Raw genomic sequence first — 25,634 nt, 5'->3', positions numbered from 1 at the left:
CCCCGCTCATCGCCCCACCCCGCCGCTCATCGTGCAATGCCGTAGGCCGCGCTGCCCAGGAAGCGGTCCATCAGGGCCACGTCGGCCGCCACCTCGGCGTCGTCGGCCGCCAGTGCGGCGATGGCCGCGCGCGCTTCGTCCAGGGTGCGGCCCTGGCGGTACAGCAGCTTGTGCATCTCGCGCACGGCCGCCTGACGCCCGACCGAAAAGCCGCGGCGCTTGAGGCCCACCAGATTCACGCCGCGCACGGCCAGCGGATGGCCATCGACCACCATGAAGGGCGGCACGTCCTTGTTCACATGGCTGCCGAAGCCGATCATGGCGTGATCCCCCAGGCGCATGCGCTGCAGCACGCCCGTGAGCCCGCCCACCGTGACCCAGTCGCCCACCACCACATGGCCGGCCAGCGTGGCGTTGTTCGCCATGGTGATCTGGTTGCCGAGCTGGCAGTCGTGCGCGATGTGCACATAGGCCATGATCCAGTTGTCATCGCCCAGGCGCGTGACACCCGCATCCTGGGCCGTGCCCAGGTTGAAGGTGCAGAACTCGCGGATGGTGTTGCGGTCGCCGATCACCAGTTCGGTAGGTTCGCCGGCGTATTTCTTGTCTTGCGGAATGGCGCCCAGCGAAGCGAACTGGAAGATCCGATTGTCCCGGCCGATAGTGGTGCGGCCCTCGATCACGCAATGCGGGCCCACGCGCGTGCCTGCACCGATGCGCACGTGCGGGCCGATGACCGCATAGGGGCCAATTTCCACCCCGGCATCGAGCTGCGCACGCGCATCGACCACCGCCGTCGCATGGATCTGCGTCATTGCACCCGTCAACGGTCCACGCGCCGCATGGCGCACATCAGCTCGGCTTCGCAGGCCAGCTCTTCACCCACGCGGGCCTTGCCGCGGAACTTGGAGATGCCGCCCTTGGAGCGCTCGAACTCCACCTCGATCATCAACTGATCGCCGGGCTCCACGGGGCGCTTGAAGCGTGCGCCGTCCACGGCCGCGAAGTAGTACACAGAGTCGTCGCCGGGCGTGACGTGGCCCGACTTGAAGGACAGCAGCGCGCCGGCCTGCGCCATCGCTTCGAGGATCAGCACGCCAGGCATCACCGGTCGATGCGGGAAGTGGCCGTTGAAGAAGGGCTCGTTGATGGTGACGTTCTTGACGGCGGTGATGCGCTTGCCCAGTTCCATGTCCACCACGCGGTCCACCAGCAGGAAGGGATAGCGGTGCGGCAGGAGCTTGAGGATCTCGTGAATGTCGATCTGGTTGTTTGTCGTCATGGTGTGTTGGGCTGACTGCGCGCGGGGGTGGCCCTCTCGAGGGCGCGAAGACGCTCACGCAGGCCATGAAGATGACGCAGCGTCGCTGCATTCTTCTCCCAGGCTGCGTTGTCATCAATGGGAAACATGCCAGTGTACTGGCCGGGCTTGAGGATGGAGCGCGTGACCACGCTGGCGGCCGACACATGCACGCCATCGGCCAGCTCCAGGTGGCCCAGCACGATCGCGCCGCCGCCCAGCGTGCATCCGGCGCCGATGCGGGCGCTGCCGGCCACGCCCACGCAGCCGGCCATGGCCGTGTTGCGGCCCACATGCACGTTGTGGCCGATCTGGATCAGGTTGTCCAGCTTCACGCCATCCTCGATCACCGTGTCGTCCAGCGCCCCTCGGTCGATGCAGGTGTTGGCGCCGATCTCTACGTCGTCGCCGATGCGCACGGCGCCCAGCTGCTCAATCTTGACCCAGGCCCCGGCATGCGGCGCCAGGCCGAAGCCGTCGGCCCCGATCACCACGCCCGGATGCAGCAGGCAGCGCGCGCCGATCACGCAGTCTTCGCTCACCGTCACGCGGGACTTGAGCACCGTGTGTTCGCCAATGCGCGCGCCTCGCTCCACCACACACAGGGCGCCGATGCGCGCGGTGTCGGCGATCTGCGCCGAAGGGTCGATGACCGCGCTGGGATGGATGCGCGGCCCTTCGGGCGGCGCATGGCGGCTGCGCCACAGCTGGGTCAGGTGGGCAAAGTAGAGGTAGGGATCGGGCGTGGCGATGAAGGCCCCGCGCGCCGCCGCCGCCTCACGCATCGCGGGCGACACGATCACGCAGGCCGCACCACTGGCAGCCAGTTCCTTGATGTATTTGGGGTGGCTCAGAAAGGCAAGCGCCTCGGGCCCGGCAGCAGCCAGGGGCGCGAGGCGCTCGATGATCTGACCTTCGTCGCCGTGCAGCTCGCCACCGAGCGCCGCAACGATTTCACCCAGCCGCAGGGCCATGGGTGCCAGGCCTCACTTGCCGCCGGTCGAGGCGTTGAGAGCCTTGATCACCTTCTCGGTGATGTCGTGCTTGGGGTTCACGTAAACGGCATCCTGGAGGATGACGTCGTACTTCTCGGCCTCGGCCACCTGCTTGATGGCACGCTGCGCGCTTTCGTAGACCTTCTGCAGCTCTTCGCTGCGGCGCAGGTTCAGGTCTTCCTGGAACTCGCGGCTCTTGCGCTGGAAGTCGCGGTCCTGGTCCACGAGCTGGCGCTGGCGTGTGGTCCGCTGGGCCTCCGACAGGGTCGGCGCCTCGCGTTCAAGCTTTTCGGATGCCGTCTTGAGGGTGGCTTCCTGGTCCTTGAGGTCACGCTCGCGCTTGAGGAACTCCTGTTCCAGCCGCGTCTGGGCGGCCTTGGCCACGGGAGCCTCGCGCATCACGCGATCGGGATTCACCACACCGAAACGGAAAGCATCCTGGGCGAAGGCCGGTGCCGAGAGCACCGCACCCATCAGCACGGCAGGACCGATCCATTGAGAAAAAGACTTCATCAGAAAGAGGTTCCGATCTGGAATTGAATGCGTTGAATTCTATCGCCCGGGATCAGCGGGATGAACGGGTTGCTCGGGTCCACAACCTCCTTCTGCTGGCGGATCGGCACGGCATAGGCCAGGCGCAGCGGGCCCAGCGGCGAGATCCAGCTGATGCCCACGCCAGCCGACGCGCGCCACTTCTTGGCCGCCTTCCACTGCTCGTCGGACACCGTGAGGAAGCCGCTGGTCGGACGGTCGCCGAAAACGTTGCCCACGTCCAGGAAGGTGAACATGCGCAGCGTGCGGTCGTTGCCGGCACCCGGGAAGGGCGAGCTGACCTCGAAGTTGAAGATGGCCTTCTTGGTGCCGCCCAGGGGCGACTGGGTCAGCGCGTCGCGCGGGCCCAGGGAGTTCTGCTCGAAGCCACGCACGGAGCCCAGGCCGCCGGCGTAGAAGTTCTTGAAGATCGGGTAGTCCTTGCCGCCGAATGGCTTGCCGTAGCCCAGCTCCGCATTCACCGCAAAGGTGTATTGCTTATTGATGGGGATGTACTGCTGGAACTGGTAGCTGGTCTTGAGGTAGCGCATGTCGCCGCCCACGCCCACTTCCAGGTTGGCGCGCTGCACGCGGCCGCTGGTGGGCACCAGCGCGCTGTCACGGCTGTCGCGGGCCCAGCCGATGGTCAGCGGCACACCCCACACGCTGTCGCGCGAGCATTCGGTCGTGAAGTTGGCCACGTCGGGCTCGGAGCAGCCGAAGTACTGCAGATAGGCATTGGGCACCATCTGACGATACGCGTAGCGGTAGTAGTCCGCGTATTGCGGCTGGAGCTGCGACAACAGCCACAGGCCGTCCGACTGCTCGGGCTTGAACTTGAAGCGCTCCAGGCCGGCGCCGAAGAACACGGTGTCCTTCTCGCTGAAGGGCACGCCAAAGCGGATCGAGCCCCCCTCGTTGACGATGGAGTAGCTGCCGTCCAGTTCGGAGTACGGGCGCGAGGTCGTGTGATAGACGCTCAGCGTGCGCGAGATGCCATCCTGCGTGAAGTACGGATCGGTCGTCGTGAGCGACAGCGCGCGGTTGTACTTGCTGGTGTTGATGTTCAGGCCCAGGTAGTTGCCCGAACCGAACACGTTCTCCTGCGTGATGCCGAAGTTGAAGGACACCTTCTCGGCGCTCGAGAAGCCGGCACCCAGTTGCAGGCTGCCCGTGGGTTTTTCGACCACGGAGATCACCAGGTCCACCTGGTCGGGCGTGCCCGCCACTTCCTGGGTGTCGACGTTGACTTCGGTGAAGTAGCCCAGCCGGTCCACGCGGTCGCGCGAGAGCTTGATGCGGTCGCCGTCGTACCAGGAGGCCTCGTACTGGCGGAACTCGCGTCGGATCACTTCATCGCGCGTCTTGTTGTTGCCGGCCACGTTGACGCGGCGCACGTAGACGCGGCGCACCGGCTCGGCCTGCAGCACCAGTGCCACGCGGTTGTTCTGGCGGTCGATCTCGGGCTGGGCCTGCACGCGCGCGAAGGCGTAGCCGAAGCTCGCGAAGTAGTCGCTGAACGCCTTGGTGGTGGCCGTGACCTGGTCGCCGTTGTAGGGCTCACCCGGCTGGATGGTGACCAGGGACTTGAACTCTTCCTCGCGGCCCAGGTAGTTGCCGTTCAGGCGCACGCCCGAAACGACGTACTTGGGGCCTTCGTGGATGTTCACCGTGACCGACAGATCCTTGCGGTCGGGCGAGATCGCGACCTGCGAGGATTCGACGCGGAACTCCATGTAGCCGCGCGTCAAGTAGTAGGAACGCAGCGTCTCCAGGTCGGCGTTGAGCTTGGCGCGCGAGTACTGGTTGGACTTGGTGTACCAGGACAGCCAGCCGCCCGTGTCCTGGTCGAACAGGCCCAGCAGCGTCGATTCGCTGAAGGCCTGGGCGCCGACGATGCGGATGTCGCGGATGCGGGCGGACTCGCCCTCCACCACCGAGAAGGTCAGGTTGACGCGGTTGCGCTCGATCGGCGTCACCGTGGTCACGACTTCGGCGCTGTACAGGCCGCGCGAGACGTACTGGCGCTTGAGCTCCTGCTCGGCGCGGTCGGCCAGGGCCTTGTCGTAGGGGCGCCCATCGGCCAGGCCCACGTCGCGCAGCGCCTTGGTCAGGGCGTCCTTGTCGAACTCCTTGGTGCCCGAGAACTCCACGGCCGCAATGGTGGGACGCTCTTCCACGATCACCACCAGCACGTTGCCGTTCACGTCGATCCGCACGTCGGTGAACAGGCCCAGGTCGAACAGCGCGCGGATGGCGGCCGAGCCGCGGTCATCGGTGTAGGTCTCGCCCACGCGGATCGGCATGGAGGCGAAGATGGTGCCGGGTTCGACACGCTGCAGGCCCTCGACGCGGATGTCGCGAACGGTGAATGGCTCGACGGCCCAGGCTGCGGTGGCAGCCAGTGTGCCCAGCACGAGCGCGGCCACACGACGCAGGCGAAAGCGACGGAAGTGTTGGTTCATGTGTGTGAATTGGGCCGGCGCGCGCGGGCCGGCATTGAGTTAACCAAGGAGTCGAGTCACGTCGTTGTAGAGTGCAATCGACATCATGATCAGCAGCACCGCGAAGCCTCCGCGCTGCAGCCGATCCATCCAGGCGTCGGACACGCCCTTGCCGGTCAGGCCCTCCCAAAGATAATACATCAGGTGCCCCCCATCGAGGACCGGCAAAGGCATCAGGTTCAGCACGCCCAGGCTCACGCTGATGAGCGCCAGGAAGATGAGGTACTGCGTCAGGCCCATGCTGGCCGACTTGCCGGCGTAATCTGCAATGGTCAGCGGGCCGCTGATGTTCTTGAGCGATGCCTCGCCGATCAGCATCTTGCCCAGCATGCGCACCGTCAGCACCGACACCTCCCAGGTGCGCACCACGCCGTGCCACAGCCCGTCGAGCGCGCCACGGCGCACCGTGACCATCTCGGGCGCGCTTCCCACGTAGGCCGCGATGCGGCCCACCCAGGCATCGCCCTCCTGGCGCGCCTCGGGCGTCACTTCCAGGTTCACGATCTGCCCGTCGCGCTCGATGCGCCAGATCTGCGTGCGCGGCTCCTTGCCATTGACCGAGGCGCGGATCAGCTCGCGCAGTTGCGGGCCGTCCACCGCGGGGGTCTCGCCGATGGCCAGCACCCGGTCGCCCTCACGCAGGCCGGCCCGTGCACCGGCGCCATCAGCCATCACCTCGCCGATCTCGGGCCGGGTCCAGGGGGCCCAGATGCCGATGCGGCGGAACATCTGCGGGTCGGCCTCGGAGGCGCCCAGGCGGCCCAGCGGCAGCGCCAGCGTCTGTGCGCCCTGCGTGCCGGGCCCTGTCACTTCCAGCGTCAGGTCGCGGCCGTCGATCACGCCGCGGGTCATGCGCCAACGCAGGTCCTCGAAGGACGCGACCTCGCTGAGCTCGCCGCCGAAGCCGGCGCGCGTGACGCGTTCGCCCCCCTTGAGCCCCGCCTCGGCCGCCAGCGAACCCGCCACGGGCTGCCCCAGCACGGGGCTGGGCTCCTGCACGCCCACCCAGTTGACGACGCTGTACAGCAGCACCGCCAGCAGCAGGTTGATCAGCGGCCCTGCCGCCACGATGGCCGCGCGCTGGCGCAGGGGCTTGGTGTTGAAGGCGCGGTGCCGCTCTTCGGGCGCCACCGGCGCCACCTGCTCGTTGAGCATGGAGACGTAGCCGCCAAAGGGGAACAGGCCAATGGAGAACTCGGTGTCCTGGCCCGGGTGCTGGCGGCGCGGCTTCCAGCGCAGCACGGGTTTGCTGATCCACCAGAGGAAACGGTCGAAGCGCGACGCGCTGTCCGGGCTGCCCAGCGGCAGCGTGCAGACACCGAAGCACTCCACCTTCACGCCACAGGCCACGGCCACGCGGTAGTGCCCGTACTCATGCACGGCGATCAGCAGGCCCAGGGCGATGACGAAGGCAACAACGGTGAGCATGAGGGCCGCAGCTCCAGAGATTGGGCGATCAGAGCGCGTGCTGGTTGACGACCTGGCGCGCGCACGCGCGCGCCGCCTCGTCCAGGGCCAGCAAGTCGCCCAGAGATGCCGGATTGGAGGCCGGCACCCGCGCCAGAGTTTCCAGGTTCACGGTGTGAATGCGATCGAAACCCAGGCGGCGCGCCAGGAAAGCCTCCACCGCCACCTCGTTGGCTGCGTTGAGCACCGCCGGCGTGCCAGGCGCCGCGCGCAGGCTGTCCCAGGCGAGCGACAGGCCCGGGAAGCGCTCATCGTCCGGCGCCTCGAACTCCAGGGCCGCCATCTGCCTGAAGTCCAGCCGCTGCGCGCCGCTTTCGATGCGTTCGGGCCAAGCCAGACCGCAGGCGATGGGCACTCGCATGTCGGGAGTGCCCAGTTGGGCGATCACCGAGCCGTCGGTGAACTGCACCATCGAATGGATCACGCTTTGCGGATGGATCACCACCTCCAGTTGATCGGGCGTCACGCCGAACAGGAAGCGCGCCTCGATCACCTCCAGCGCCTTGTTCATCATCGTGGCCGAATCGACCGAGATCTTGCGCCCCATCACCCAGTTCGGGTGCGCGCAGGCCTGCTCGGGCGTCACGTCGCACAGCGTGCCGGGTGCGCGCGTGCGGAAGGGACCACCAGAGGCCGTCAGGATGATCTTGTCGATGCGCCGCGACCACGTGCGCGGGTCTTCGGGCAGCGACTGGAAGATGGCTGAATGCTCGCTGTCGATGGGGATCAGCGTGGCGCCGCCCTCGCGCACCGCCGAGAGGAAGAACTCGCCACCGACGACCAGCGCCTCCTTGTTGGCCAGCAGCAGGCGCTTGCCGGCGCGCGCGGCAGCCAGGCAGGGCGCCAGCCCCGCCGCGCCGACGATGGCGGCCATCACGGCATCCACCTGCTCGTGCGCGGCGATCTGCTCGAGCGCATCTGCGCCGCGCAGCACCTGCGTGCCCAGCTCGTGCCTGCGCAACGCATCGGCCAGTTGCGCCGCATGGGCATCGCTGGCCATCACCGCAAAGCGCGGCCTGAAACGCTGGCACTGGGCCAGCATTTCGTCGACCCGGGTGGCCGCGGACAGTGCGAAGACTTCGAAACGGTCGGGGTGGCGCGCGATCACGTCCAGCGTGCTCACGCCGATGGAGCCCGTGGAACCGAGCACCGTCACGCGTTGGATTGGAATTGTCACGTACTCAGCGTATGAAGCATCAGCGCCACTGGCAGCACCGGCAGCAGCGCATCCACGCGGTCCAGCACGCCGCCATGGCCCGGCAGCAGCTGGCTGCTGTCCTTGGCGCCCGCGCTGCGCTTGATGAGGGATTCGACCAGATCGCCAGCGACGCTCATGGTGCACAGGAACACGGCAGCCAGCAGCAGCAGCCACCAGCCGCGTGCCGCCAGTGCGGTGTAGAGGCTGGGCACCGTTGCCTGCCAATGTGCGTCGCCCCAGACCCAGGCCAGGGCCAGGATCAGCACGCCCAGCATGCCGCCCCAGACCCCCTCCCAGCTCTTGCCGGGACTGATCGCAGGCGCCAGCTTGCCGCGCGTGAAGCGCAGCCCGAAGGCGCGGCCGGCGAAATAGGCGAACACATCGGCCACCCACACCAGCACCAGGATCGAAAGCAGGAAGTTGATGCCCTGCATGCGCGCCTGCACCGCAGCCAGCCAGGCCACCCACAGCGCGAGCAACCCGCCGACCAGCCGCAGACCGCGCGGCACGCGCGGCCACCCGGACACGCCCGCGCGCAGCAGCCAGGCGGCAGCCAGCACCCAGGCCGCGCCGGCCAGCAACCACAGCAGCGGCAGATCACGCGCAGGCAGGCCCAGCCACCAGCTCAGCAGGCACAGCGCCAGGGCCTCCACGCCCAGGAAGACGCTCATGCCGGCGCTGCAGCCATTGAGCCGCCCCCACTCCCAGCCCGCAGCGCTGATGACCACCAGCATCACCAGCGTGAAAGGCAGGGGCGACGGATAGAACAGCGCTGGCAGCAACACGGCCAGCAGCAGTAGCGCGGTGATGATGCGTTGCTTGAGCATGAAGGGCCTGCTGACTGCCTACGCAGAAGCCGGATTCAGGGCCGCTGGTTCTGCGAGCGGTGCAGCCGCATCCGCGCGCTGCGCGGAGGTCTGGCCGAAGCGCCGTTCGCGGCGGGCGAAGGCCGCCAGCGCTTCATCGAGCGCCGCCTCGTCGAACTCGGGCCACAGCTTGTCGCTGAAGAACAGCTCCGAGTACGCGCTTTGCCAAAGAAGAAAGTTCGACAAACGCTGCTCGCCACCGGTGCGGATGACCAGATCCGGATCTGGTACATGCGCCAGCGCCATCGCGCGGTCGAGGTTCAGCTCGGTCAGCGGCAGCCCCTGCGCGACGACCTTGGCCGCGGCCTGGGCCATGTCCCAGCGCCCGCCGTAGTTGAAGCAGATGTTGAGCACCAGCCGCTGGTTGCTGCGCGTGGCGGCCTCGGCCTGCGCAATGCCTTCGGCGATGCGCGCCGACAGGCCCGAACGCTCGCCGATGAAATGCACCTGCACGCCATCGGCCGCCAGTCGCGGCACTTCGCGCGCGAGGGCCCCCACCAGCAGGTCCATCAGGCCCGACACTTCATCGGCAGGCCGGTTCCAGTTTTCGGACGAGAAGGCGAACACCGACAGCGCCGCCACCCCACGGTCCACGCAGGCCTTCACGCAGCGGCGCAACGAATCCACGCCCTGCTTGTGCCCGGCCACCCGCGGCAGCAGGCGGCGTGTGGCCCATCGGCCATTGCCATCCATGACGATGGCGACGTGCTGCGGCACCACCGCGGCCGGCGGCGCCTGCGTCTGCGCGCGCTTTTTCAGACCCAGGCTCAAGCCACTCACAGCGTGCGGCCTCAGACAGCCATGATCTCCGCCTCTTTGGCGGCAACCATCTTGTCGATCTCGGCGATGAAACGGTCCGTGATCTTCTGGACTTCGGCTTCGGCGCGCTTCTGGTCGTCCTCGGACGCCAGCTTCTCCTTGACCAGCTTCTTGACCGCTTCGTTGGCGTCGCGGCGCAGGTTGCGCGTGGCAATCTTGGCGTTCTCGCCTTCGTTGCGCGCAAGCTTGGTCATTTCCTTGCGGCGCTCCTCGCTCATGGGCGGCATGGGCACGCGGATCAGGTCGCCCATGCTGGCGGGGTTCAGGCCCAGGTCGCTTTCGCGGATGGCCTTCTCGATCTTGGCGCCCATGCCCTTTTCCCACGGCTGGACGCTGATGGTGCGCGCGTCGATCAGGGCCACGTTGGCCACCTGGGAAAGCGGCACCTGCGAGCCGTAGTACTCCACATGGATCGAATCCAGCAGCGCCGGATTGGCGCGGCCCGTGCGGATCTTCGACAGGTTGTTCTGGAAAGCCGTGATGGACTGATTCATCTTGGCTTCGGCCTGGGTGCGGATATCAGCAATGGTCATTTTCTTGAACTCCTAGACGTGCACCAGCGTACCTTCGTCCTCGCCCATCACCACGCGCTTGAGCGCACCGCTCTTGAGAATCGAGAACACCTTGATCGGCAGCTTCTGGTCGCGGCACAGGGCAAAGGCCGTGGCGTCCATGATGCCGAGATTCTGCGCGATCGCCTGGTCGAAGCTGAGCTCCGAGTAGCGCTTCGCGCTGGGATCCTTGTTCGGGTCGGCGCTGTAGACCCCGTCCACCTTGGTGGCCTTGAGCACCAGCTGCGCACCGATCTCGGCACCACGCAGCGCAGCGGCCGTGTCGGTGGTGAAGAAGGGGTTGCCCGTACCGGCCGCGAAGATCACGACCTTGCCCTCTTCCAGGTACTGCAGCGCCTTCGGTCGCACATAGGGCTCCACCACCTGATCGATGGCGATGGCGGACATCACACGCGCCGTGAGCCCCTGCTTGTTCATGGCGTCGGCCAGCGCCAGCGAGTTCATCACCGTCGCCAGCATGCCCATGTAGTCGGCGGTTGCGCGGTCCATGCCCACGGAGCCTCCCGCGACGCCGCGGAAGATGTTGCCGCCACCGATGACCACCGCCACCTCAACGCCCAGGTTCACGACCTCGGCAACCTCTTCCACCATGCGCACGATGGTCGCACGGTTGATGCCGAAGGCGTCGTCACCCATCAAGGCCTCGCCCGACAACTTCAGCAAGATGCGTTGATGGGCAGGCTTGAGTTCGGTCATGGGCACGGTCCTGTAAATGAACGGAGGAGAAGTTTAAATCTGGGGAAAGAAAAAAGGCGGTGGCACGGCCACGCCGCACCATCCCGCCTTGGGCTCGATCAGGCTGCGGACTTGGCAGCGGCCACCTGGGCAGCCACTTCGGCAGCGAAGTCGTCCACCTTCTTCTCGATGCCTTCGCCCACCACGTACAGCGTGAAGGCCTTCACCGTCGTGCCCTTTTCCTTGAGCATCTGCTCGACGGTCTGCTTGTCGTTCTTCACGAAGGCCTGGTTGAACAGGGAGACTTCCTTGAGGAACTTCTGCACGCCACCTTCGATGCGCTTGGCCACGATGTCGGCGGGCTGCGCGGGCTTGCCGGCGGCTTCGGCGGTCTTGCGGTCTTCTTCGGCCTTGCCGGCGGCCACGGCGCGTTCCTTCTCGATCAGTTCGGCCGGCACGTCAGCGCTGGTCAGCGCCACGGGCTTCATGGCGGCCACGTGCATGGCCACGTCCTTGGCGGCCACTTCGTCGCCTTCGAACTCGACCAGCACGCCGATGCGCGTGCCGTGCAGGTACGAAGCGAGCTTGGCGCCGCCGTCAAAACGCTTGAAGCGGCGGAAGCTCATGTTCTCGCCGATCTTGCCGATCAGGCCCTTGCGCACGTCTTCCAGCGTGGGGCCGAAGCCGTCCTGGCTGTAGGGCAGCGCGCCCAGGGCAGCGAGGTCAGCCGGGTTGTTCTTGGCGATCAGTTCGGCAGCAGCCTGGGCCAGCGCGATGAACGAGTCGTTCTTGCTCACGAAGTCGGTTTCGCTGTTGACTTCGATGATGGCGCCCGTGGTGCCTTCGATGAACGCGGCCACCACGCCTTCGGCCGTGATGCGGGTTGCAGCCTTGCCTGCCTTGTTGCCCAGCTTCACACGCAGCAGCTCTTCAGCCTTTTCCATGTCGCCGCCGGCCTCGGTCAGGGCCTTCTTGCACTCCATCATGGGAGCGTCGGTCTTGGCGCGCAGCTCGGCGACCATCTTTGCGGTGATTTCAGCCATATGAATACTCCGTCTGTCTTCAGAATTTGGTTAAAAAAAAGGGGCAACGAAGCCCCTTCTTCAGGCGTGCACCCGGCCGCAATCAGGCCGATGCGCCCTCTTCGACTTCCACGAACTCGTCGTCGCCTTCGGACACGGCCTTGACCACGTCGTTCACGGCGTTGGCACGGCCTTCCAGGATCGCATCGGCGATGCCGCGGGCGTACAGCGCCACGGCCTTGGACGAATCATCGTTGCCCGGGATGACATAGTCGATACCTTCGGGCGAGTGGTTGGAGTCCACCACGCCGATCAGCGGGATGCCCAGCTTCTTGGCTTCGGACACGGCGATCTTGTGGAAGCCCACGTCGATCACGAAGATGGCGTCAGGCAGCGCAGCCATGTCCTGGATGCCGCCGATGTCCTTCTCGAGCTTCTCGATTTCGCGCGTGAAGGTCAGCTGCTCCTTCTTGGACAGGCCGTCCAGACCGGCTTCCTGCTGCGCCTTCATGTCCTTCAGACGCTTGATGGAGGTCTTGACGGTCTTGAAGTTGGTCAGCATGCCGCCGAGCCAACGGGTCTCGACGTAGGGCATGCCGGCGCGACGCGCTTCGTCGGCCACCAGTTCACGCGCCTGGCGCTTGGTGCCCACGAACAGGATGGTGCCGCGGTTGGCAGCCAGCTGCTTCGCGTACTTTTGCGCTTCCTGGAACAGCGGCAGCGACTTTTCCAGGTTGATGATGTGGATCTTGTTGCGATGGCCGAAGATATACGGGGCCATCTTGGGGTTCCAGAAGCGGGTTTGGTGACCGAAGTGGACACCGGCTTCCAGCATTTCGCGCATGGTGGTCGACATTGAATTTCTCCAAAGGTTAGGTCTTGAAGCCAGCCCGCCTCCGCTGCAGCGGCCGTGTGACGGCACGCCTGCAACGAACACCTTGAAAGGACTGGTTCGCGGATGAATTCCCCCGACCCTTGCGCCTGCGCACTTGCAACACAAGTTGCAGAACCGTCACCGGGACGGCACACTGGTTTCGGGGAAACCCGCGGAGTATAGCATCCGGCTCGACGCGAACCGCTCGTCACCTGACCGACAACCACGGCACGGCACGGCCGTCGGGCCATCGCCACACCCGCCCTTTGTCGGCCTGCTGCAGCCCTCGCCTCGACTATGCTCCTGCCATCCGGTGCGCGTGGCGCACCCTCTTTTTCGAAGGCGCCGGCCCCGCCGGTCTGTGCGCTGCTTTTGCACCCATCATGAAAATCGCCATCGTGGGCGCCGGCATCGTCGGTGTCACCACTGCCTGGGAGCTGGCCTGCGACGGCCACGAAGTCCAGGTGTTCGACCGCCGCAGCGCGGCCGCCGAGGCCTCCAGCTTCGCCAATGCCGGCGTGGTCGCGCCAGGTTATGTCACTCCCTGGGCCGCACCGGGCATGCAGCGCAAGGTGCTGCAGTCGCTGCTGTCCAGCCACGGCGCGATCAAGCTGCGCTGGCCGCTGGGCACCGAGCATCTGGCCTGGGTCCGCCAATGGCGCCGCGCCTGCAAGCTCGAGAACTACCTGGCCAATCGCACCCGCCTGCAGCGCCTGGCCTTCTACAGCAAGTCGCGGCTGCACGGGATCGTGGCGCAGCGCGAACTGGTCTATGAACGCAGCGAAGGCTACCTGGTTCTGCTGCGCGACAGGCGGGAGCAGAAGATGGCCCAGGCCGGCCTGGAGGTGCTGCGGCAGGCCGGCACCGTGTTCAGGCAAATCGATGCCGACGAGGCGCGGCGCCTGGAGCCGGCGCTGTCCAGCCACACCCGCCTGCTGGGCGCCATCCACCTGCCCGAAGACGAGGTGGGCAACTGCCGCCAGTTTGCCCTGCTGCTCAAGCGCGAAGCCGAGGCGCTGGGCGTTCAGTTCTTTTTCGACTGCGACATCGCGCCGCTGAGCGCCGCTGCGCCGCGCTCGCTGCGCCTGGCGGGAGGCTCCGAGGACGCGCGCTACGACGCCGTGGTCATCTGCGCCGGCGTGGATTCACCGGCCCTGCTGCGGCCGCTTGGCGTGCGCGTGCCCGTGATGCCCGTGTACGGCTATTCGATCACGGCCAGCATTCGCGAGCCACTCTACGCCCCGCGCAGCGCCGTGATGGACGAGCGCTACAAGGTCGCGATTTCACGCCTGGGCCTGCGGGTGCGGGTCGCCGGCAGCGCCGAGCTTGGCGGCGACGCACGCACCCAGCACCCCGCCGCGATCCAGACGCTGTACAAGGTGCTGCACGACTGGTTCCCCGGCGGCGCACAGCTCGACTCAGGCGTGCAGCACTGGAAAGGCGCGCGCCCCATGCTGCCCGATGGCCCGCCCCTCATCGGCTCCAGCGGCGTGCCCGGCGTGTGGCTCAACCTGGGCCACGGCTCCAGCGGCTGGGCGCTGTCGTGCGGCAGCGCACGCGTGCTGGCCGACATGGTGGGCGGCCGCTCCTCCGAGATCGACCTCGAAGGCCTCGGCCTGGAGCGCTTTGGTTCGCACTGACGGATGCATGCTGGCGCGCGCCGCCAGCCCCGCCGCGCACAATGCGGCATGCAACGCATCAGCACCCATACCCGGGCCCCGCTGTGGGGCAAGGCTGGCACACGCCGGATCGAAGCGCAGGCCAGCGCATCACTGCCGCCGCACACCCTGATGCGGCGTGCCGGCCTGGGCATCGCGCGCCTGGCCATGGCCCTGGCACCGCATGCACGGCACATCTGGGTGGCGTGCGGCCCCGGCAACAACGGCGGCGATGGCTTCGAGGCTGCCGTGCAGTTGCAAGCCTGCGGCTTCCACACCACCGTGAGCTGGCGCGGCGATGCAACCGCCCTGCCCTCCGACGCACGCGCTGCGCTGACGCGCCTGCACGCCGCCGGGCTGAGCTGCACGCCAGAGGCGCCTTCTCACTGGGACCTGGCCATCGATGCCCTGCTGGGCCTGGGCAGCCGTCGCCCACCCGATGGCCATCTGGCCGACTGGCTGCAGCGCATGCATGCGGCCGACGCGCCCCTGCTCAGCGTGGACCTGCCCTCCGGCCTGGATGCAGACACCGGCGTCGGCACAGGCCCGGTGCTGGTCAGCCGTGCGCCGCGCCATTGCCTGAGCCTGCTGAGCCTCAAGCCGGGGCAGTTCACGGCGGACGGGCGCGACCGCTGCGGCACGCTGTGGCTCGACGACCTGGGCTGCGCAGTGGACGACGCTTCCGGCTCGGCCGACGCCTGGCTTCCGGGCTTTGCCCCCGATCAACCCCGCCTGCACGCCACGCACAAAGGCAGCTACGGCGACGTGGCTGTGCTGGGCGGCGCCCCCGGCATGGTGGGCGCGCCCATCCTCGCAGCCACTGCAGCGCTGCACGCGGGTGCTGGCCGGGTGTTCGTGGGCTTGCTTGACCCCGCGGCAGCCGCCTGGGATGCCACAGCGCCCGAATTGATGTTCCGGCCGCACCACACGCTGCCGCAACACGGCCAGGCGCTGGTCTGCGGCTGCGGCGGCGGGGAGGCCCTGGCCGCGATGCTGCCCGCCCTGCTGGACCACGCGGGTCCGCTGGTGCTGGATGCCGATGCACTCAACGCCCTGGCTGGCCAGGACGCGCTGCAGAAGCGGCTGCACCAGCGCGCCTCGCCCGCCGTGCTCACGCCTCATCCGCTGGAAGCCGCGCGCCTGCTCAACTGCAGCACCGCGCAGGTGCAGGCCGATCGCCTCGCCGCCGCCCGCACGCTGGCCGAGCGCATGAACAGCGTGGTGCTGCTCAAGGGCTCGGGCAGCGTGATCGCCAGTCCTGGCGCACCCGCATTGATCAACCCCAGCGGCAATGCCCGGCTGGCCAGTGCCGGCACCGGGGATGTGCTTGCGGGCTTCATCGGCGCCCTGCTGGCGCAGGGACTGGATCCGCGCAGCGCCGCCTGGCGCGCCGCCTGGCGGCATGGCGATCTGGCAGATCGCTGGCCTGCGCATCGGCCGCTGACGGCCTCGGCACTGGCCAGGGCCTGGCCGGCGCGCGCTTGAATCCGAGGGCCGCTTCGCTCGAGGGGGGCTGCCCTTACCCGCGGCCCACGAAAGGCATCTTGGTTGCCATCACCGTGTGGAAGAGCACATTGGCCTCCAGCGGCAGGTTGGCCATGTAGAGCACGGACTGGCCGACGATCTTCACGTCCATCATGGGTTCCACGGCAATCTCGCCGTTGGCTTGCGGCACGCCCTTGGCCATGCGCGCGGCCAGTTCGGTCATGGCGTTGCCCACGTCGATCTGGCCCACTGCGATGTCCCACTTGCGGCCATCCAGCGAAGCCGTCTTGGTCAGGCCTTCCACGGCATGCTTGGTGGCCGTATAGGCCTCCGAGTTGGGCCGCGGCGTGGTCGCTGAAATGGAGCCGTTGTTGATGATGCGCCCACCGCGCGGCGACTGCGCCTTCATCGTGCGAAAGGCCTGCTGCAGGCAATAGAACATGCCGTTGAGGTTGATGTCGACCACGCCCTTCCACTGGTCGGCGGTCCAGTCCTCGAAGGGTCCGGGGGGATTGCTGACGCCCGCATTGTTGAACAGCAGATCGACCCGGCCGCAGCGCTCAACCACAGCGGCAAAGAGTGAAGCCACCGAAGGCTGGTGGGCCACGTCGGTGGGCACGACGAAAACGCGCGCGCCGGCGCCGGACTCATCGGCCACCGCCTCCAGCGGCTCGAGCCGGCGACCGGCCAGGGCCACTGTCCAGCCATCGGCCAGCAGTGCCAGCGCGGCCGCGCGGCCAATGCCGGTGCCGGCGCCCGTCACGATCGCAACGCGGGAAGTCTTCTTGTTGTCTGTCATGGTGAATTTCTTTTGTGGAACGGGCGCGGCGCAATTCAGGCGCGCGGCCCCTTCTTCTTGTTGCGCATCTTGCCCGCAGCGGTCTTGACCGCAGCCTTGAGCGCCTGCACCGGCGACACCGCGCGCTTGGCATCGGCATCGCGCGCCTTGCTGCGCGACTGGCGCTTCTTGTCCGACGCCTTCAGCGGCACACCCGAAGGCGGCGCAATACCCTTGTCCCGCAGCGCTCGCGCTGCCAGTTCCTCTCCATCGCGCACCAGACGGAAATCGATCTTGCGACCATCCAGGTCGACACGGCTCACCTGCACCCGCACACGGCTGCCAATGGCATAGCGGATGCCGGTGCGCTCGCCGCGCAACTCCTGGCGCGCCTCGTCGAACTTGAAGTACTCCCCGCCCAGCTCGGTGATGTGGACCAGCCCCTCCACATACATGGCGTCCAGCGTCACGAAGATGCCAAAGGTGGTCACCGCCGTCACAAGGCCGCCGTACTCCTCGCCCAGATGCTCGCGCATGTACTTGCACTTGAGCCAGGCTTCCACGTCGCGGCTGGCCTCGTCGGCGCGACGTTCGTTGGCGCTGCAATGCAATCCCGCTGCTTCCCAGCCCTGGATGTCCTTGGGCGTGCCGCCCGCGGGTTTGGCCAGCCGCGCGGTCGGCGCTTTCACGCGCGCCGCCAGGCGCTTGGCCAGCTTGGCGTGGGCCTCGCCGGGCGTGGGCAGCAAGGGCAACTGGTAGCGCGTCTTGCCCAGGATGGCCTTGATCACGCGGTGCACGAGCAGGTCCGGATAGCGCCGGATCGGGCTCGTGAAGTGTGTGTAGGCCTCGTAGGCCAGACCGAAGTGGCCGCTGTTGATCGGCGTGTAGATGGCTTGCTGCATGGAGCGCAGCAGCATGGTGTGGATCTGCTGCGCGTCCGGGCGCTCCTTCGTCGCCTCGGCGATGGCCTGGAACTCGGAGGGATGCGGCTCGTCGCTGATGGACATGCCCACACCCATCGCACGCAGGTAATTGCGCAGGATCTCTTTCTTCTCGGGCGTGGGGCCCTCGTGCACGCGGAACAGCCCCGGATGCTTGCCCTGCGCGATGAAGTCCGCACTGCAGACATTGGCCGCCAGCATGGCCTCCTCGATCAGGCGGTGTGCCTCGGTCCGCACCCGCGGCACGATCTTCTCGATGCGGCCGGCGTCATCGCACACGATCTGCGTTTCGGTGGTCTCGAAATCCACCGCGCCGCGGCGGGCGCGCTGACCCAGCAGTGCGCGGTACACGTCTGCCAGGTTCAGCAGATCCTGCACACGCTCCTTGCGTCGGGCGGCCTCGGGGCCGCGCGTGTTCGCCAGAATGGCCGCGACTTCGGTGTACGTGAAGCGCGCATGGCTCCACATCACGGCGGGATAGAACTGATAGGCCTCGATGTCGCCCGCCGCGCTGATCACCATGTCGCAGACCATGCACAGACGCTCCACTTCCGGGTTCAGCGAGCACAGGCCGTTCGACAGCTTCTCGGGCAGCATGGGAATGACGCGTCGCGGGAAGTACACGCTGGTGGCCCGGTCGTAGGCATCGATGTCGATGGGCGAACCGGTCTTCACGTAGGCGCTGACGTCGGCGATGGCCACCAGCAGGCGCCAGCCGTTCTTGGCGGATCGGCCGCGGCCGATCTTCATGGGCTCGCAGTAGACGGCGTCGTCGAAGTCGCGCGCATCCTCGCCATCGATCGTGACCAGGGGCACGTCCGTGAGGTCCACGCGGTTGCGCTTGTCGGCAGCACGCACCTTGTCGGGCAGGGCCCTCGCCTCAAGCAGGCAAGCCTCGGAAAATTCGTGGGGCACACCGTACTTGCGCACGGCGATCTCGATCTCCATGCCGGGATCGTCAATCTCCCCGAGCACCTCCGTCACGCGGCCCACGGGCTGGCCGTAAAGGGCGGGCGGCTCGGTCAGTTGCACGACCACCACCTGACCTGTCTTAGCCGTGCCGGTCGCCCCCTTGGGAATGAGCACGTCCTGACCGTAGCGCTTGTCTTCCGGCGCCACCAGCCAGATGCCGCCTTCATGCAGCAGCCGGCCGATCAGCGGCTGCTCAGGGCGCTCCACGATTTCAACCACGCGGCCCTCCGGGCGACCGCGCCGATCCAGGCGCACCACGCGCGCCTTGACGCGGTCCTTGTGCAGGACGGCTCGCATCTCGTTGGGAGGCAGGTAGACGTCGGCCTCACCGTCATCGCGCTGCACGAAGCCGTGACCGTCGCGATGACCAAGGACCGTCCCTTCAAATTCTTCCAGCAGGGAGCCGGAGGGAGCCAAACTTTTGATATGATCACCTTCTGTTCTGAAACACAGAACATAACTGAAAAACCAAGCGGTCGATCAGTTGTGTGAGGCCCAGGTGGCGGAATTGGTAGACGCACTAGTTTCAGGTACTAGCGAGTAACATCGTGGAGGTTCGAGTCCTCTCCTGGGCACCAAACAAGACAGAAAGCTACCGGCATGTGCGGTGGCTTTTTTAACGCCTCGACGCGGCATTCGCCGCCCAGAAGCAGAACTTCAGAACAGAACGCGTGCGAACGCAAGCAGGGCCCGGTCAAAGGCACATTGCTCTGAACGCAAGAAAATTTGTTGATGACAATTTTTCCTGTGCTATGATCTAAGGCTTGCTGAAACACAGAAGAAAAGACCAAGCTCTTTTTTTCATGCCCAGGTGGCGGAATTGGTAGACGCACTAGTTTCAGGTACTAGCGAGTAACATCGTGGAGGTTCGAGTCCTCTCCTGGGCACCATAAAGAAAAAGCCACCGGTTTCCGGTGGCTTTTTTCTTGTCTGCGCATTTGTGGGGCTTGCTGCACCGCCAGCATGAGGATGACGCTGCAGCCTTCCTCCCGGCCACAGCGCTCCATATCTTCCTGGCCTCAGATCGGCACGGCCACCAGATCGTGGCCTTCGGTGCCCACGATGCGCACACGCGTGAACTCGCCCACGCGCAGTTGCTTGCTGATCTTCTCGGGCGGCAGGAGGCGCACCACGCCGTCGATCTCCGGCGCATCGGCATAGCTGCGCCCCACCCCACCCTTGCGGCCCAGCGCCGGCGCCGAATCCACCAATACCTGCATCTGCGCACCGATGCGGCGCTTGAGCCGCTCCGTCGAGACCGCCTCGGCCACCTGCATGAAGCGGGCGCGACGCGCTTCGCGCTCGGCCTCGGGCAGCATGCCCGGCAACGCATTCGCAGTGGCACCCTCCACGGGACTGTAGGCAAAGCATCCTGCACGATCGATGCCTGCCTCACGGATGAAGTCCAGCAGATGCTCGAACTCGGCTTCCGTTTCGCCCGGGAACCCGGCAATGAAAGTGCTGCGGATCACCAGTTCGGGGCACTGCTCGCGCCAACGCAGAATGCGCTCGAGGTTCTTCTCTCCACTCGCAGGGCGCTTCATGCGACGCAGCACATCCGGATGACTGTGTTGAAGCGGCACATCCAGGTACGGCAGCACCCGCCCCTCGGCCATCAGCGGGATCACTTCGTCCACGCTCGGATAGGGGTAGACGTAATGCAGACGCACCCAAGCCCCATAGGGCTCCGCAATCTCGCCCAAGGTGCGAACCAGCTCCAGCATGCGCGTCTTGACCGGCTTGCCATCCCAGAAGCCCATGCGGTACTTCACGTCCACGCCATAGGCCGAGGTGTCCTGGCTGATCACCAGAAGCTCCTTCACCCCACCCTCGAACAGCGCCCTGGCCTCTTTCAGCACGTCGCCCACCGGCCGGGACACCAGGTCGCCGCGCATGGACGGAATGATGCAGAAGGTGCAGCGATGGTTGCACCCTTCGCTGATCTTCAAGTAGGCATAGTGCTTGGGCGTCAGTTTGATGCCCATGGGAGGCACGAGGTCCACAAAGGGGTCGTGCGGCTTGGGCAGGTTGGCATGCACCGCATCCATCACTTCCTGCGTGGCATGCGGGCCGGTCACGGCCAGCACGCTGGGGTGCATCTGACGCACCAGGTTGCCGCCGTCTTCACCTGACTTGGCGCCCAGGCAACCCGTCACGATCACACGGCCGTTCTCGGCCAGTGCCTCGCCGATGGTGTCCAGGCTTTCACGCACGGCGTCATCGATGAAGCCGCAGGTGTTGACGATCACGAGATCGGCACCTTCGAAAGTCTTTGAAGTCTGATAACCCTCGGCGCTCAGTTGCGTCAGGATCAGTTCGGAATCGGTCAAGGCCTTGGGGCATCCAAGACTGACGAAGCCCACGCGTGGGACGACCTGGCTTCGTTCGGGAGTGGCTACATCGCTCATCCCGCGATTGTCCCAGTTCCGCCGCGCCCCGGTGCACGGCATGGACGGCAAGCCGCGATTCAGGGACGTTTGATGCCGAAAGCACCCAACACCTGTTCGGTGTTCTTCTGCATCTGTTCCTGCAGTTGCGTGAACATGGTTTTGGACTGCTCGGCATAACTGCCCAGAGCCCCCTGGAGCATGGGCGATTGCATCGTCAGGAACTGGGCCCACATCTCGGGCGTCAGCGGCTGAGCGCTTTGTGCCATGTGTCTCTGGAGTTCTGCCATGGCCTGGATGTTCTTCTCCAGGTAAGGCCCCATCACGCTCTGCATGGCATGCCCGTAGAAGCGGATGATGCCGGCCAGGGCCTGTTCGGTGAACATGGGCGCACCGCCCGCCTCTTCTTCCAGAATGATCTGCAGCAGGATGCTGCGTGTCAGGTCGTCCCCGCTTTTGGCGTCGCGCACCACGAAGGCAGCGCCCTCCATCACGAGCTGCTTCACCTCTGCCAGGGTGATGTACGCAGAGGCGTCGGTGTCGTAGAGCCGGCGGTTCGGATACTTCTTGATCACGCGAATCGGCGATTTGGAAGCGGCCTTTTTGCTCTGCACTACAACACTCCTCGACACGCGGGGTCAGTCACGAAAATCATTCTAGGAAGGCGCATTGCTGCACTGCGCCAAGGTTTACCCTGAGCATTCAGGGCGCATTCACGTACTCGGCGTCGCAATGGGCGCAGCGTGCAGTCTCGAGGCCATGACCCGCTCTGGCCGGCGTCATCTGCAGCAGATTCTTGGCGCCGTGCAACACCCAGCAGCGCGGACAGTGCGCACGCCCCAAGACTGGCAAGTAGGCACGGGCCCGCTGCTCGGCCCGCTCACGGGTGACTTGCGAGCCCTGCTCCTGTGCCTGCCGTACCGCCAAGGCCACTGTCGTATCGAGCCGGCCATGCGCGCAATCGCCCAGTCCGTACACCACGCGCGCGAACTCCAGAGGGGCCTGCTGCGCAAGCGCGGACACCCAGCGCTCATGCACGGATCCGGCCGCTGCCTTCGCACGCATTTCCTCGTCGTCGGGACCCATGGGTGCCAGTTCCTGAAAAAAGTCGTTACCAGCACTGAACGTACCACAGAGCCCAGGCCAGCCCCATCCCCTGTTCGGCTTCATGGCGTGCAAATCGCCGCATCCGCCAAAAGAAAAAGCCTTCCAGACCGAGGATCTGGAAGGCTTTTTTACCAATGGTTAGTTGGTAGGCGCGATTGGACTCGAACCAACGACCCCCACCATGTCAAGGTGGTGCTCTAACCAGCTGAGCTACGCGCCTGAATTTGTTCGAGACAGCAATGATAGCAGAGAAATTGACGCTTTCTCACCGCCTTCTCGCAGAGCGAACACCCGTGACGCCCGAGACCGTGTCGAGCACCTGCGCCAGGCGACCCGTGTGCCCGATCTCCACCGTGAAGGTCATCCACGCCGTGCCCTTCACGGACTGGGTCTGCACGCCAATGACGTTCATCTTCTCGCGCGCGAACACTTCGGAGATGTCACGCAGCAGGCCCTGGCGATCCGCAGCCTCCACCGCCACTTCCACGGCATACACGGCTTCGCCGCTGTCGCGTTGAGGGCCCCATTCCACATCGATGATGCGCTCGGCTTCGCGGGCCGCCATGGTTCGGAAGTTGCGGCAGTCGGCGCGGTGGATGCTCACGCCGTGGCCGCGCGTGACAAAACCGCGGATCACGTCGGGCGGCGCCGGCCTGCAGCACTTGGCCAATTGCGTCATGAGCGAGGAAACGCCCACCACCAGCACCCCACCGCGCCCGGACGCATCCTTGCTCGGCTTGCGGATCAAAGGCGCTTCGTGCGCCGGGTTGGGCGCGTCTTGCGGGCGCAGCAGGTTTTCGATGTTGCGCAGCGAAAACTCGTCCTTGCCCACCACTTCGAACAGGTGATCGGCCGAGCGAAAGCCCAGCTGCGTGGCCAGATCATCCAGCTTCACGGCGGTGCGACCTTCGCGCTGCAGCAGCTTTTCGACCGCCTCACGCCCGCGCGCCACCGTCTCGTGCGTGGCCTGCGCGTTGAACCAGGCCCGCACCTTCGCGCGTGCGCGATGGCTGGCCAGATAGCCCAGATCCTGGTTGAGCCAGTCCCGCGAAGGACCGCCCTCCTTCGCCGCGATGATCTCGATGGTTTGGCCGTTCTGCAGTGGCGTGTTCAGCGGCAGCATGGCGCCGTCCACGCGCGCGCCACGGCATCGATGACCGAGCTGCGTATGCACGGTGTAGGCAAAGTCCACCGCCGTCGCGCCCTGTGGCAACTCGACGATGGCGGCGTCGGGCGTCAGCACGTAGATGCGGTCCTCGAACAGGCCCTGCCCCTGGCGCGAGTGCGAAAGATCGCGCTCCCACGCCAGCAGCTGGCGCAGCACGGCGATCTTGGCGTCGTATTCACCGCCGGCCCACACGCCGGCGTAGCCGCGCGGGCCGGCCTCCTTGTAGGCCCAGTGCGCGGCCACGCCGTGTTCGGCATGGTCGTGCATCTCCTCGGTGCGGATCTGGATCTCGATGGGCCGATCGGGCCGCCCGCTCTGCGCATCACGCACCACGGTGTGCAGCGACTGGTAGCCGTTAGCCTTGGGGCGGGCGATGTAGTCGTCGAACTCCTCGACGATGGGCTGGAAGTGCGAATGCACCCAGGCCAGCACCGCATAGCAGTCCTTCACATCAGGCACGATCACGCGCAGCGCCAGGATGTCGAAGACCTGGCCGAAGTCCAGCGACTTGCCGCGCATCTTCTTGACGATGCTGTAGATGTTCTTGGGCCGCCCCTGCACGGTGGCGCGGATGCCCTGGGTCTGCAGCTCCGATTCCAGTTGCGTGCGCAACTGCGCCACGTACTCCTCGCGCTCGATGCGCTTCTCGTCGAGCAGGCGCGCGATCAGCTTGTAGGTCTCGGGCTCCAGGAAACGGAAGGACAGATCCTCCAGCTCCCACTTGACCTGCCAGATGCCCAGCCGGCTGGCCAGCGGCGCGAACACCTCCAGCGACTCGCGGGCCACGCTTTCGATCACCGGCTTTCTCACGGACGCCGCATAGCGCAGCGTCTGCAGGCGCGAGGCCAGGCGCAACATCACCACGCGCAGGTCGCGCGAGAAGGCCAGCAGCATGCGGCGCACGCTTTCGGTCTGCCCACCCCCGCCTTCGCCCGAATGGGCCTGGCGCGTCTGCTTCTGGACCTGGATCAGCTTGGTCGTTTCCACGGCCAGGAGCGCGAAGTTCTGGCCAAAAGCCTTGGCGATGACTTCCTGCGGCCGGTTCAGGTGATGGCAGGCGTAGACCAGGTAGCTGGCTGCCTGCATGGCCTCGGAGCCGCCCATGGCAGCCACGATGCCCGCCACGGCATCGGCGTGGGCCAGGGTGTTCTCGCCGCTGTCCAGCACTTCGTCCGCGATCAGCGGCACGGCAAAGGCCCGGGCCTTCTCCAGCATGCGGTCGGTGACCGGCGCGGCGGCAGTGGCCACCGACAGGGCATGGGCGGCAAAGGCGGGTTCGGAGATTTCAGACACCGGTTGTTGTACTTCTTGGTATTCAGATCAGCAGAAAGGCGCTCACGGCCTCGCACTGCTCAGGGGTGACGAAAGTGGGTGCATGACCCACGCCTTCGAATTCGATCAGGCTTGCCCGCGGCCCGCGCACACGCATGGCCGCCGCAGTGGCCGGCGACAGCAGATCGGAATCGGCGCCACGGATCAGCAAGGTGGGGGCGGTGATGGCCTCATACAAGGCCCACACCGCGGCCTCGGCCTGCGACATCGCTTCAGGCGTGATCGCCCGCAAGGGCTGCGCGATGGCCGGGTCGTAATGCAGCCGCACGGGCCCTTGCGCAGGTGCGGCTTCCGGCGCGCCGGCCACCCGGGCCCGGCCATCGACCGAGCGTGCCGCGGCCGGCACCACCATCGGTGTGCTAAGCGCCAGCCATTGCTCCGGCGTGTGCGGACCGAAGCCGGTAGAGATGGCCGCCATGGCATCCGCGGCCGAAGCCAGGCTGTCGAAGACCATGTCCTGGCCCACATAGGCGCTGATGCGCGCCAGCGCAGACGCTTCGATCTGCGGCCCCACATCGTTGAGTACCAGCCTTCGCACGGGCTGCGGCAGGGGCAGCTCGCGATGCCCGGCCAGCGCCATGCCGATGAGCCCACCCATGCTCGTGCCCACATGGTCAAGCAGCGCAATGGGATGGCGTGCATGCAGCGCATGGAGCAAGGCCAGCATGTCGCTCGCGTACTGAGGCACCTGGTAGCCCATCGGATCGGCCAGCCAGTCGCTGCGGCCACGTCCCACCACGTCGGGGCAAATCACCCGCAGCGGCTGGCTCGAGCGCGCAATCAGATGCCGGGCCAGCACGTCGAAGTCGCGGCCCTGGCGCGTGAGGCCGTGCACGCACAGCACCACATGCGCCGCCTGCGCCGGGCCCCATTGCCAGAAAGCCATCCGATGGCCGCCGCGGGCATCTGGGCAGTGGACGAAATCAAGCACGGGTTCGGTCATGAAAGACGGGCTCGCGGCTGCTGATAATGGTTGTGTCTCA

Annotated in this window: 22 protein-coding genes and 3 tRNA genes; 4 read left to right on the top strand and 21 right to left on the bottom strand. The window is 66.3% G+C overall.

Features of this window, described 5'->3' with window-relative positions; translation table 11 throughout:
• Positions 1-26: 26 nt before the first annotated feature.
• From lpxA to rpsB, 13 genes are all read right to left on the bottom strand, one after another.
• The gene (gene lpxA / locus PGB34_RS14095) at positions 27-815 is read right to left on the bottom strand and encodes an acyl-ACP--UDP-N-acetylglucosamine O-acyltransferase (protein ID WP_271428715.1); all 789 of its coding nucleotides are present in this window, start codon (positions 813-815) and stop codon (positions 27-29) included.
• A gap of 8 nt (positions 816-823) precedes the next feature.
• The gene (gene fabZ, locus PGB34_RS14090) at positions 824-1,282 is read right to left on the bottom strand and encodes a 3-hydroxyacyl-ACP dehydratase FabZ (RefSeq protein WP_271428714.1); all 459 of its coding nucleotides are present in this window, start codon (positions 1,280-1,282) and stop codon (positions 824-826) included.
• Complete coding sequence (lpxD, locus tag PGB34_RS14085) at positions 1,279-2,274, bottom strand: UDP-3-O-(3-hydroxymyristoyl)glucosamine N-acyltransferase (protein WP_271428713.1); 996 nt, start codon at positions 2,272-2,274, stop codon at positions 1,279-1,281. Before lpxD ends, fabZ begins: the two co-directional genes overlap by 4 nt.
• Before the next feature lie 12 nt (positions 2,275-2,286).
• Positions 2,287-2,808: an OmpH family outer membrane protein gene (locus tag PGB34_RS14080; RefSeq protein ID WP_271428712.1), complete on the bottom strand. Its 522-nt coding sequence runs from the start codon at positions 2,806-2,808 to the stop codon at positions 2,287-2,289.
• Entirely contained in the window at positions 2,808-5,291 is a 2,484-nt protein-coding gene (gene bamA / locus PGB34_RS14075; RefSeq protein WP_271428711.1) for an outer membrane protein assembly factor BamA, read from the bottom strand. The genes PGB34_RS14080 and bamA overlap by 1 nt, the downstream gene beginning before the upstream one ends.
• Positions 5,292-5,330: 39 nt before the next feature.
• The gene (gene rseP, locus PGB34_RS14070; RefSeq protein WP_271428710.1) at positions 5,331-6,758 is read right to left on the bottom strand and encodes an RIP metalloprotease RseP; all 1,428 of its coding nucleotides are present in this window, start codon (positions 6,756-6,758) and stop codon (positions 5,331-5,333) included.
• Between the two features lie 28 nt (positions 6,759-6,786).
• Positions 6,787-7,974, bottom strand: a complete 1,188-nt coding sequence (ispC, locus tag PGB34_RS14065) for a 1-deoxy-D-xylulose-5-phosphate reductoisomerase (protein ID WP_271428709.1) — start codon at positions 7,972-7,974, stop codon at positions 6,787-6,789.
• Positions 7,971-8,822 (bottom strand): phosphatidate cytidylyltransferase, encoded by an 852-nt coding sequence (locus PGB34_RS14060; RefSeq protein WP_271428708.1) that lies wholly within the window; start codon positions 8,820-8,822, stop codon positions 7,971-7,973. The genes ispC and PGB34_RS14060 overlap by 4 nt, the downstream gene beginning before the upstream one ends.
• Positions 8,823-8,840: 18 nt before the next feature.
• Positions 8,841-9,632, bottom strand: a complete 792-nt coding sequence (uppS, locus tag PGB34_RS14055) for a polyprenyl diphosphate synthase (protein WP_271428707.1) — start codon at positions 9,630-9,632, stop codon at positions 8,841-8,843.
• Positions 9,633-9,652: 20 nt separating this feature from the next.
• Positions 9,653-10,213 carry a ribosome recycling factor gene (gene frr, locus PGB34_RS14050; RefSeq protein WP_271428706.1) on the bottom strand — a complete coding sequence of 187 codons (561 nt, stop codon included), beginning with the start codon at positions 10,211-10,213 and terminating at the stop codon, positions 9,653-9,655.
• A 12-nt stretch (positions 10,214-10,225) separates the two neighbouring features.
• Positions 10,226-10,948 (bottom strand): UMP kinase, encoded by a 723-nt coding sequence (pyrH, locus tag PGB34_RS14045; protein ID WP_271428705.1) that lies wholly within the window; start codon positions 10,946-10,948, stop codon positions 10,226-10,228.
• 98 nt (positions 10,949-11,046) lie between these two features.
• Complete coding sequence (tsf, locus tag PGB34_RS14040; protein WP_271428704.1) at positions 11,047-11,970, bottom strand: translation elongation factor Ts; 924 nt, start codon at positions 11,968-11,970, stop codon at positions 11,047-11,049.
• Positions 11,971-12,052: 82 nt separating this feature from the next.
• Positions 12,053-12,805, bottom strand: a complete 753-nt coding sequence (gene rpsB / locus PGB34_RS14035; RefSeq protein ID WP_271428703.1) for a 30S ribosomal protein S2 — start codon at positions 12,803-12,805, stop codon at positions 12,053-12,055.
• Positions 12,806-13,206: 401 nt separating this feature from the next.
• Here rpsB and PGB34_RS14030 point away from each other — a divergent pair, with 401 nt between their 5' ends.
• Together PGB34_RS14030 and PGB34_RS14025 are read left to right on the top strand one after the other, a co-directional pair.
• Entirely contained in the window at positions 13,207-14,463 is a 1,257-nt protein-coding gene (locus PGB34_RS14030; protein WP_271428702.1) for a D-amino acid dehydrogenase, read from the top strand.
• 48 nt (positions 14,464-14,511) lie between these two features.
• Positions 14,512-15,966 (top strand): NAD(P)H-hydrate dehydratase, encoded by a 1,455-nt coding sequence (locus PGB34_RS14025; protein ID WP_271428701.1) that lies wholly within the window; start codon positions 14,512-14,514, stop codon positions 15,964-15,966.
• A gap of 34 nt (positions 15,967-16,000) precedes the next feature.
• Here PGB34_RS14025 and PGB34_RS14020 read toward each other — a convergent pair whose 3' ends face one another.
• Together PGB34_RS14020 and rnr are read right to left on the bottom strand one after the other, a co-directional pair.
• Positions 16,001-16,765 carry an SDR family oxidoreductase gene (locus tag PGB34_RS14020; RefSeq protein WP_271428700.1) on the bottom strand — a complete coding sequence of 255 codons (765 nt, stop codon included), beginning with the start codon at positions 16,763-16,765 and terminating at the stop codon, positions 16,001-16,003.
• A 35-nt stretch (positions 16,766-16,800) separates the two neighbouring features.
• A complete protein-coding gene (gene rnr, locus PGB34_RS14015; protein ID WP_271428865.1) occupies positions 16,801-19,056 on the bottom strand; it encodes a ribonuclease R in 2,256 nt (751 codons plus the stop codon).
• Positions 19,057-19,150: 94 nt separating this feature from the next.
• Between rnr and PGB34_RS14010 the strand changes: the two genes are divergently transcribed.
• Together PGB34_RS14010 and PGB34_RS14005 are read left to right on the top strand one after the other, a co-directional pair.
• Positions 19,151-19,235 (top strand) — tRNA-Leu (locus PGB34_RS14010).
• A gap of 227 nt (positions 19,236-19,462) precedes the next feature.
• Positions 19,463-19,547: transfer RNA gene (locus PGB34_RS14005), tRNA-Leu, on the top strand.
• 129 nt (positions 19,548-19,676) lie between these two features.
• Here PGB34_RS14005 and rimO read toward each other — a convergent pair.
• From rimO to PGB34_RS13975, 6 genes are all read right to left on the bottom strand, one after another.
• A complete protein-coding gene (gene rimO, locus PGB34_RS14000) occupies positions 19,677-21,065 on the bottom strand; it encodes a 30S ribosomal protein S12 methylthiotransferase RimO (RefSeq protein ID WP_271428864.1) in 1,389 nt (462 codons plus the stop codon).
• 59 nt (positions 21,066-21,124) lie between these two features.
• A complete protein-coding gene (gene phaR, locus PGB34_RS13995; protein WP_271428699.1) occupies positions 21,125-21,658 on the bottom strand; it encodes a polyhydroxyalkanoate synthesis repressor PhaR in 534 nt (177 codons plus the stop codon).
• 88 nt (positions 21,659-21,746) lie between these two features.
• A complete protein-coding gene (locus tag PGB34_RS13990) occupies positions 21,747-22,130 on the bottom strand; it encodes a hypothetical protein (RefSeq protein ID WP_271428698.1) in 384 nt (127 codons plus the stop codon).
• Between the two features lie 164 nt (positions 22,131-22,294).
• A tRNA-Val gene (locus tag PGB34_RS13985) sits at positions 22,295-22,371 on the bottom strand.
• 45 nt (positions 22,372-22,416) lie between these two features.
• Complete coding sequence (locus tag PGB34_RS13980; protein ID WP_408647893.1) at positions 22,417-24,612, bottom strand: RelA/SpoT family protein; 2,196 nt, start codon at positions 24,610-24,612, stop codon at positions 22,417-22,419.
• A gap of 22 nt (positions 24,613-24,634) precedes the next feature.
• Complete coding sequence (locus PGB34_RS13975) at positions 24,635-25,594, bottom strand: alpha/beta fold hydrolase (protein WP_271428697.1); 960 nt, start codon at positions 25,592-25,594, stop codon at positions 24,635-24,637.
• Between the last annotated feature and the right edge of the window lie 40 nt (positions 25,595-25,634).

This window comes from Xenophilus arseniciresistens (assembly GCF_028023875.1).
GTDB classification, from domain to species: Bacteria; Pseudomonadota; Gammaproteobacteria; order Burkholderiales; family Burkholderiaceae_C; genus Xenophilus; species Xenophilus arseniciresistens.
Note: the sequence above shows the minus strand (reverse complement) of the source record. Positions and strands in the feature narration are given on the sequence as shown.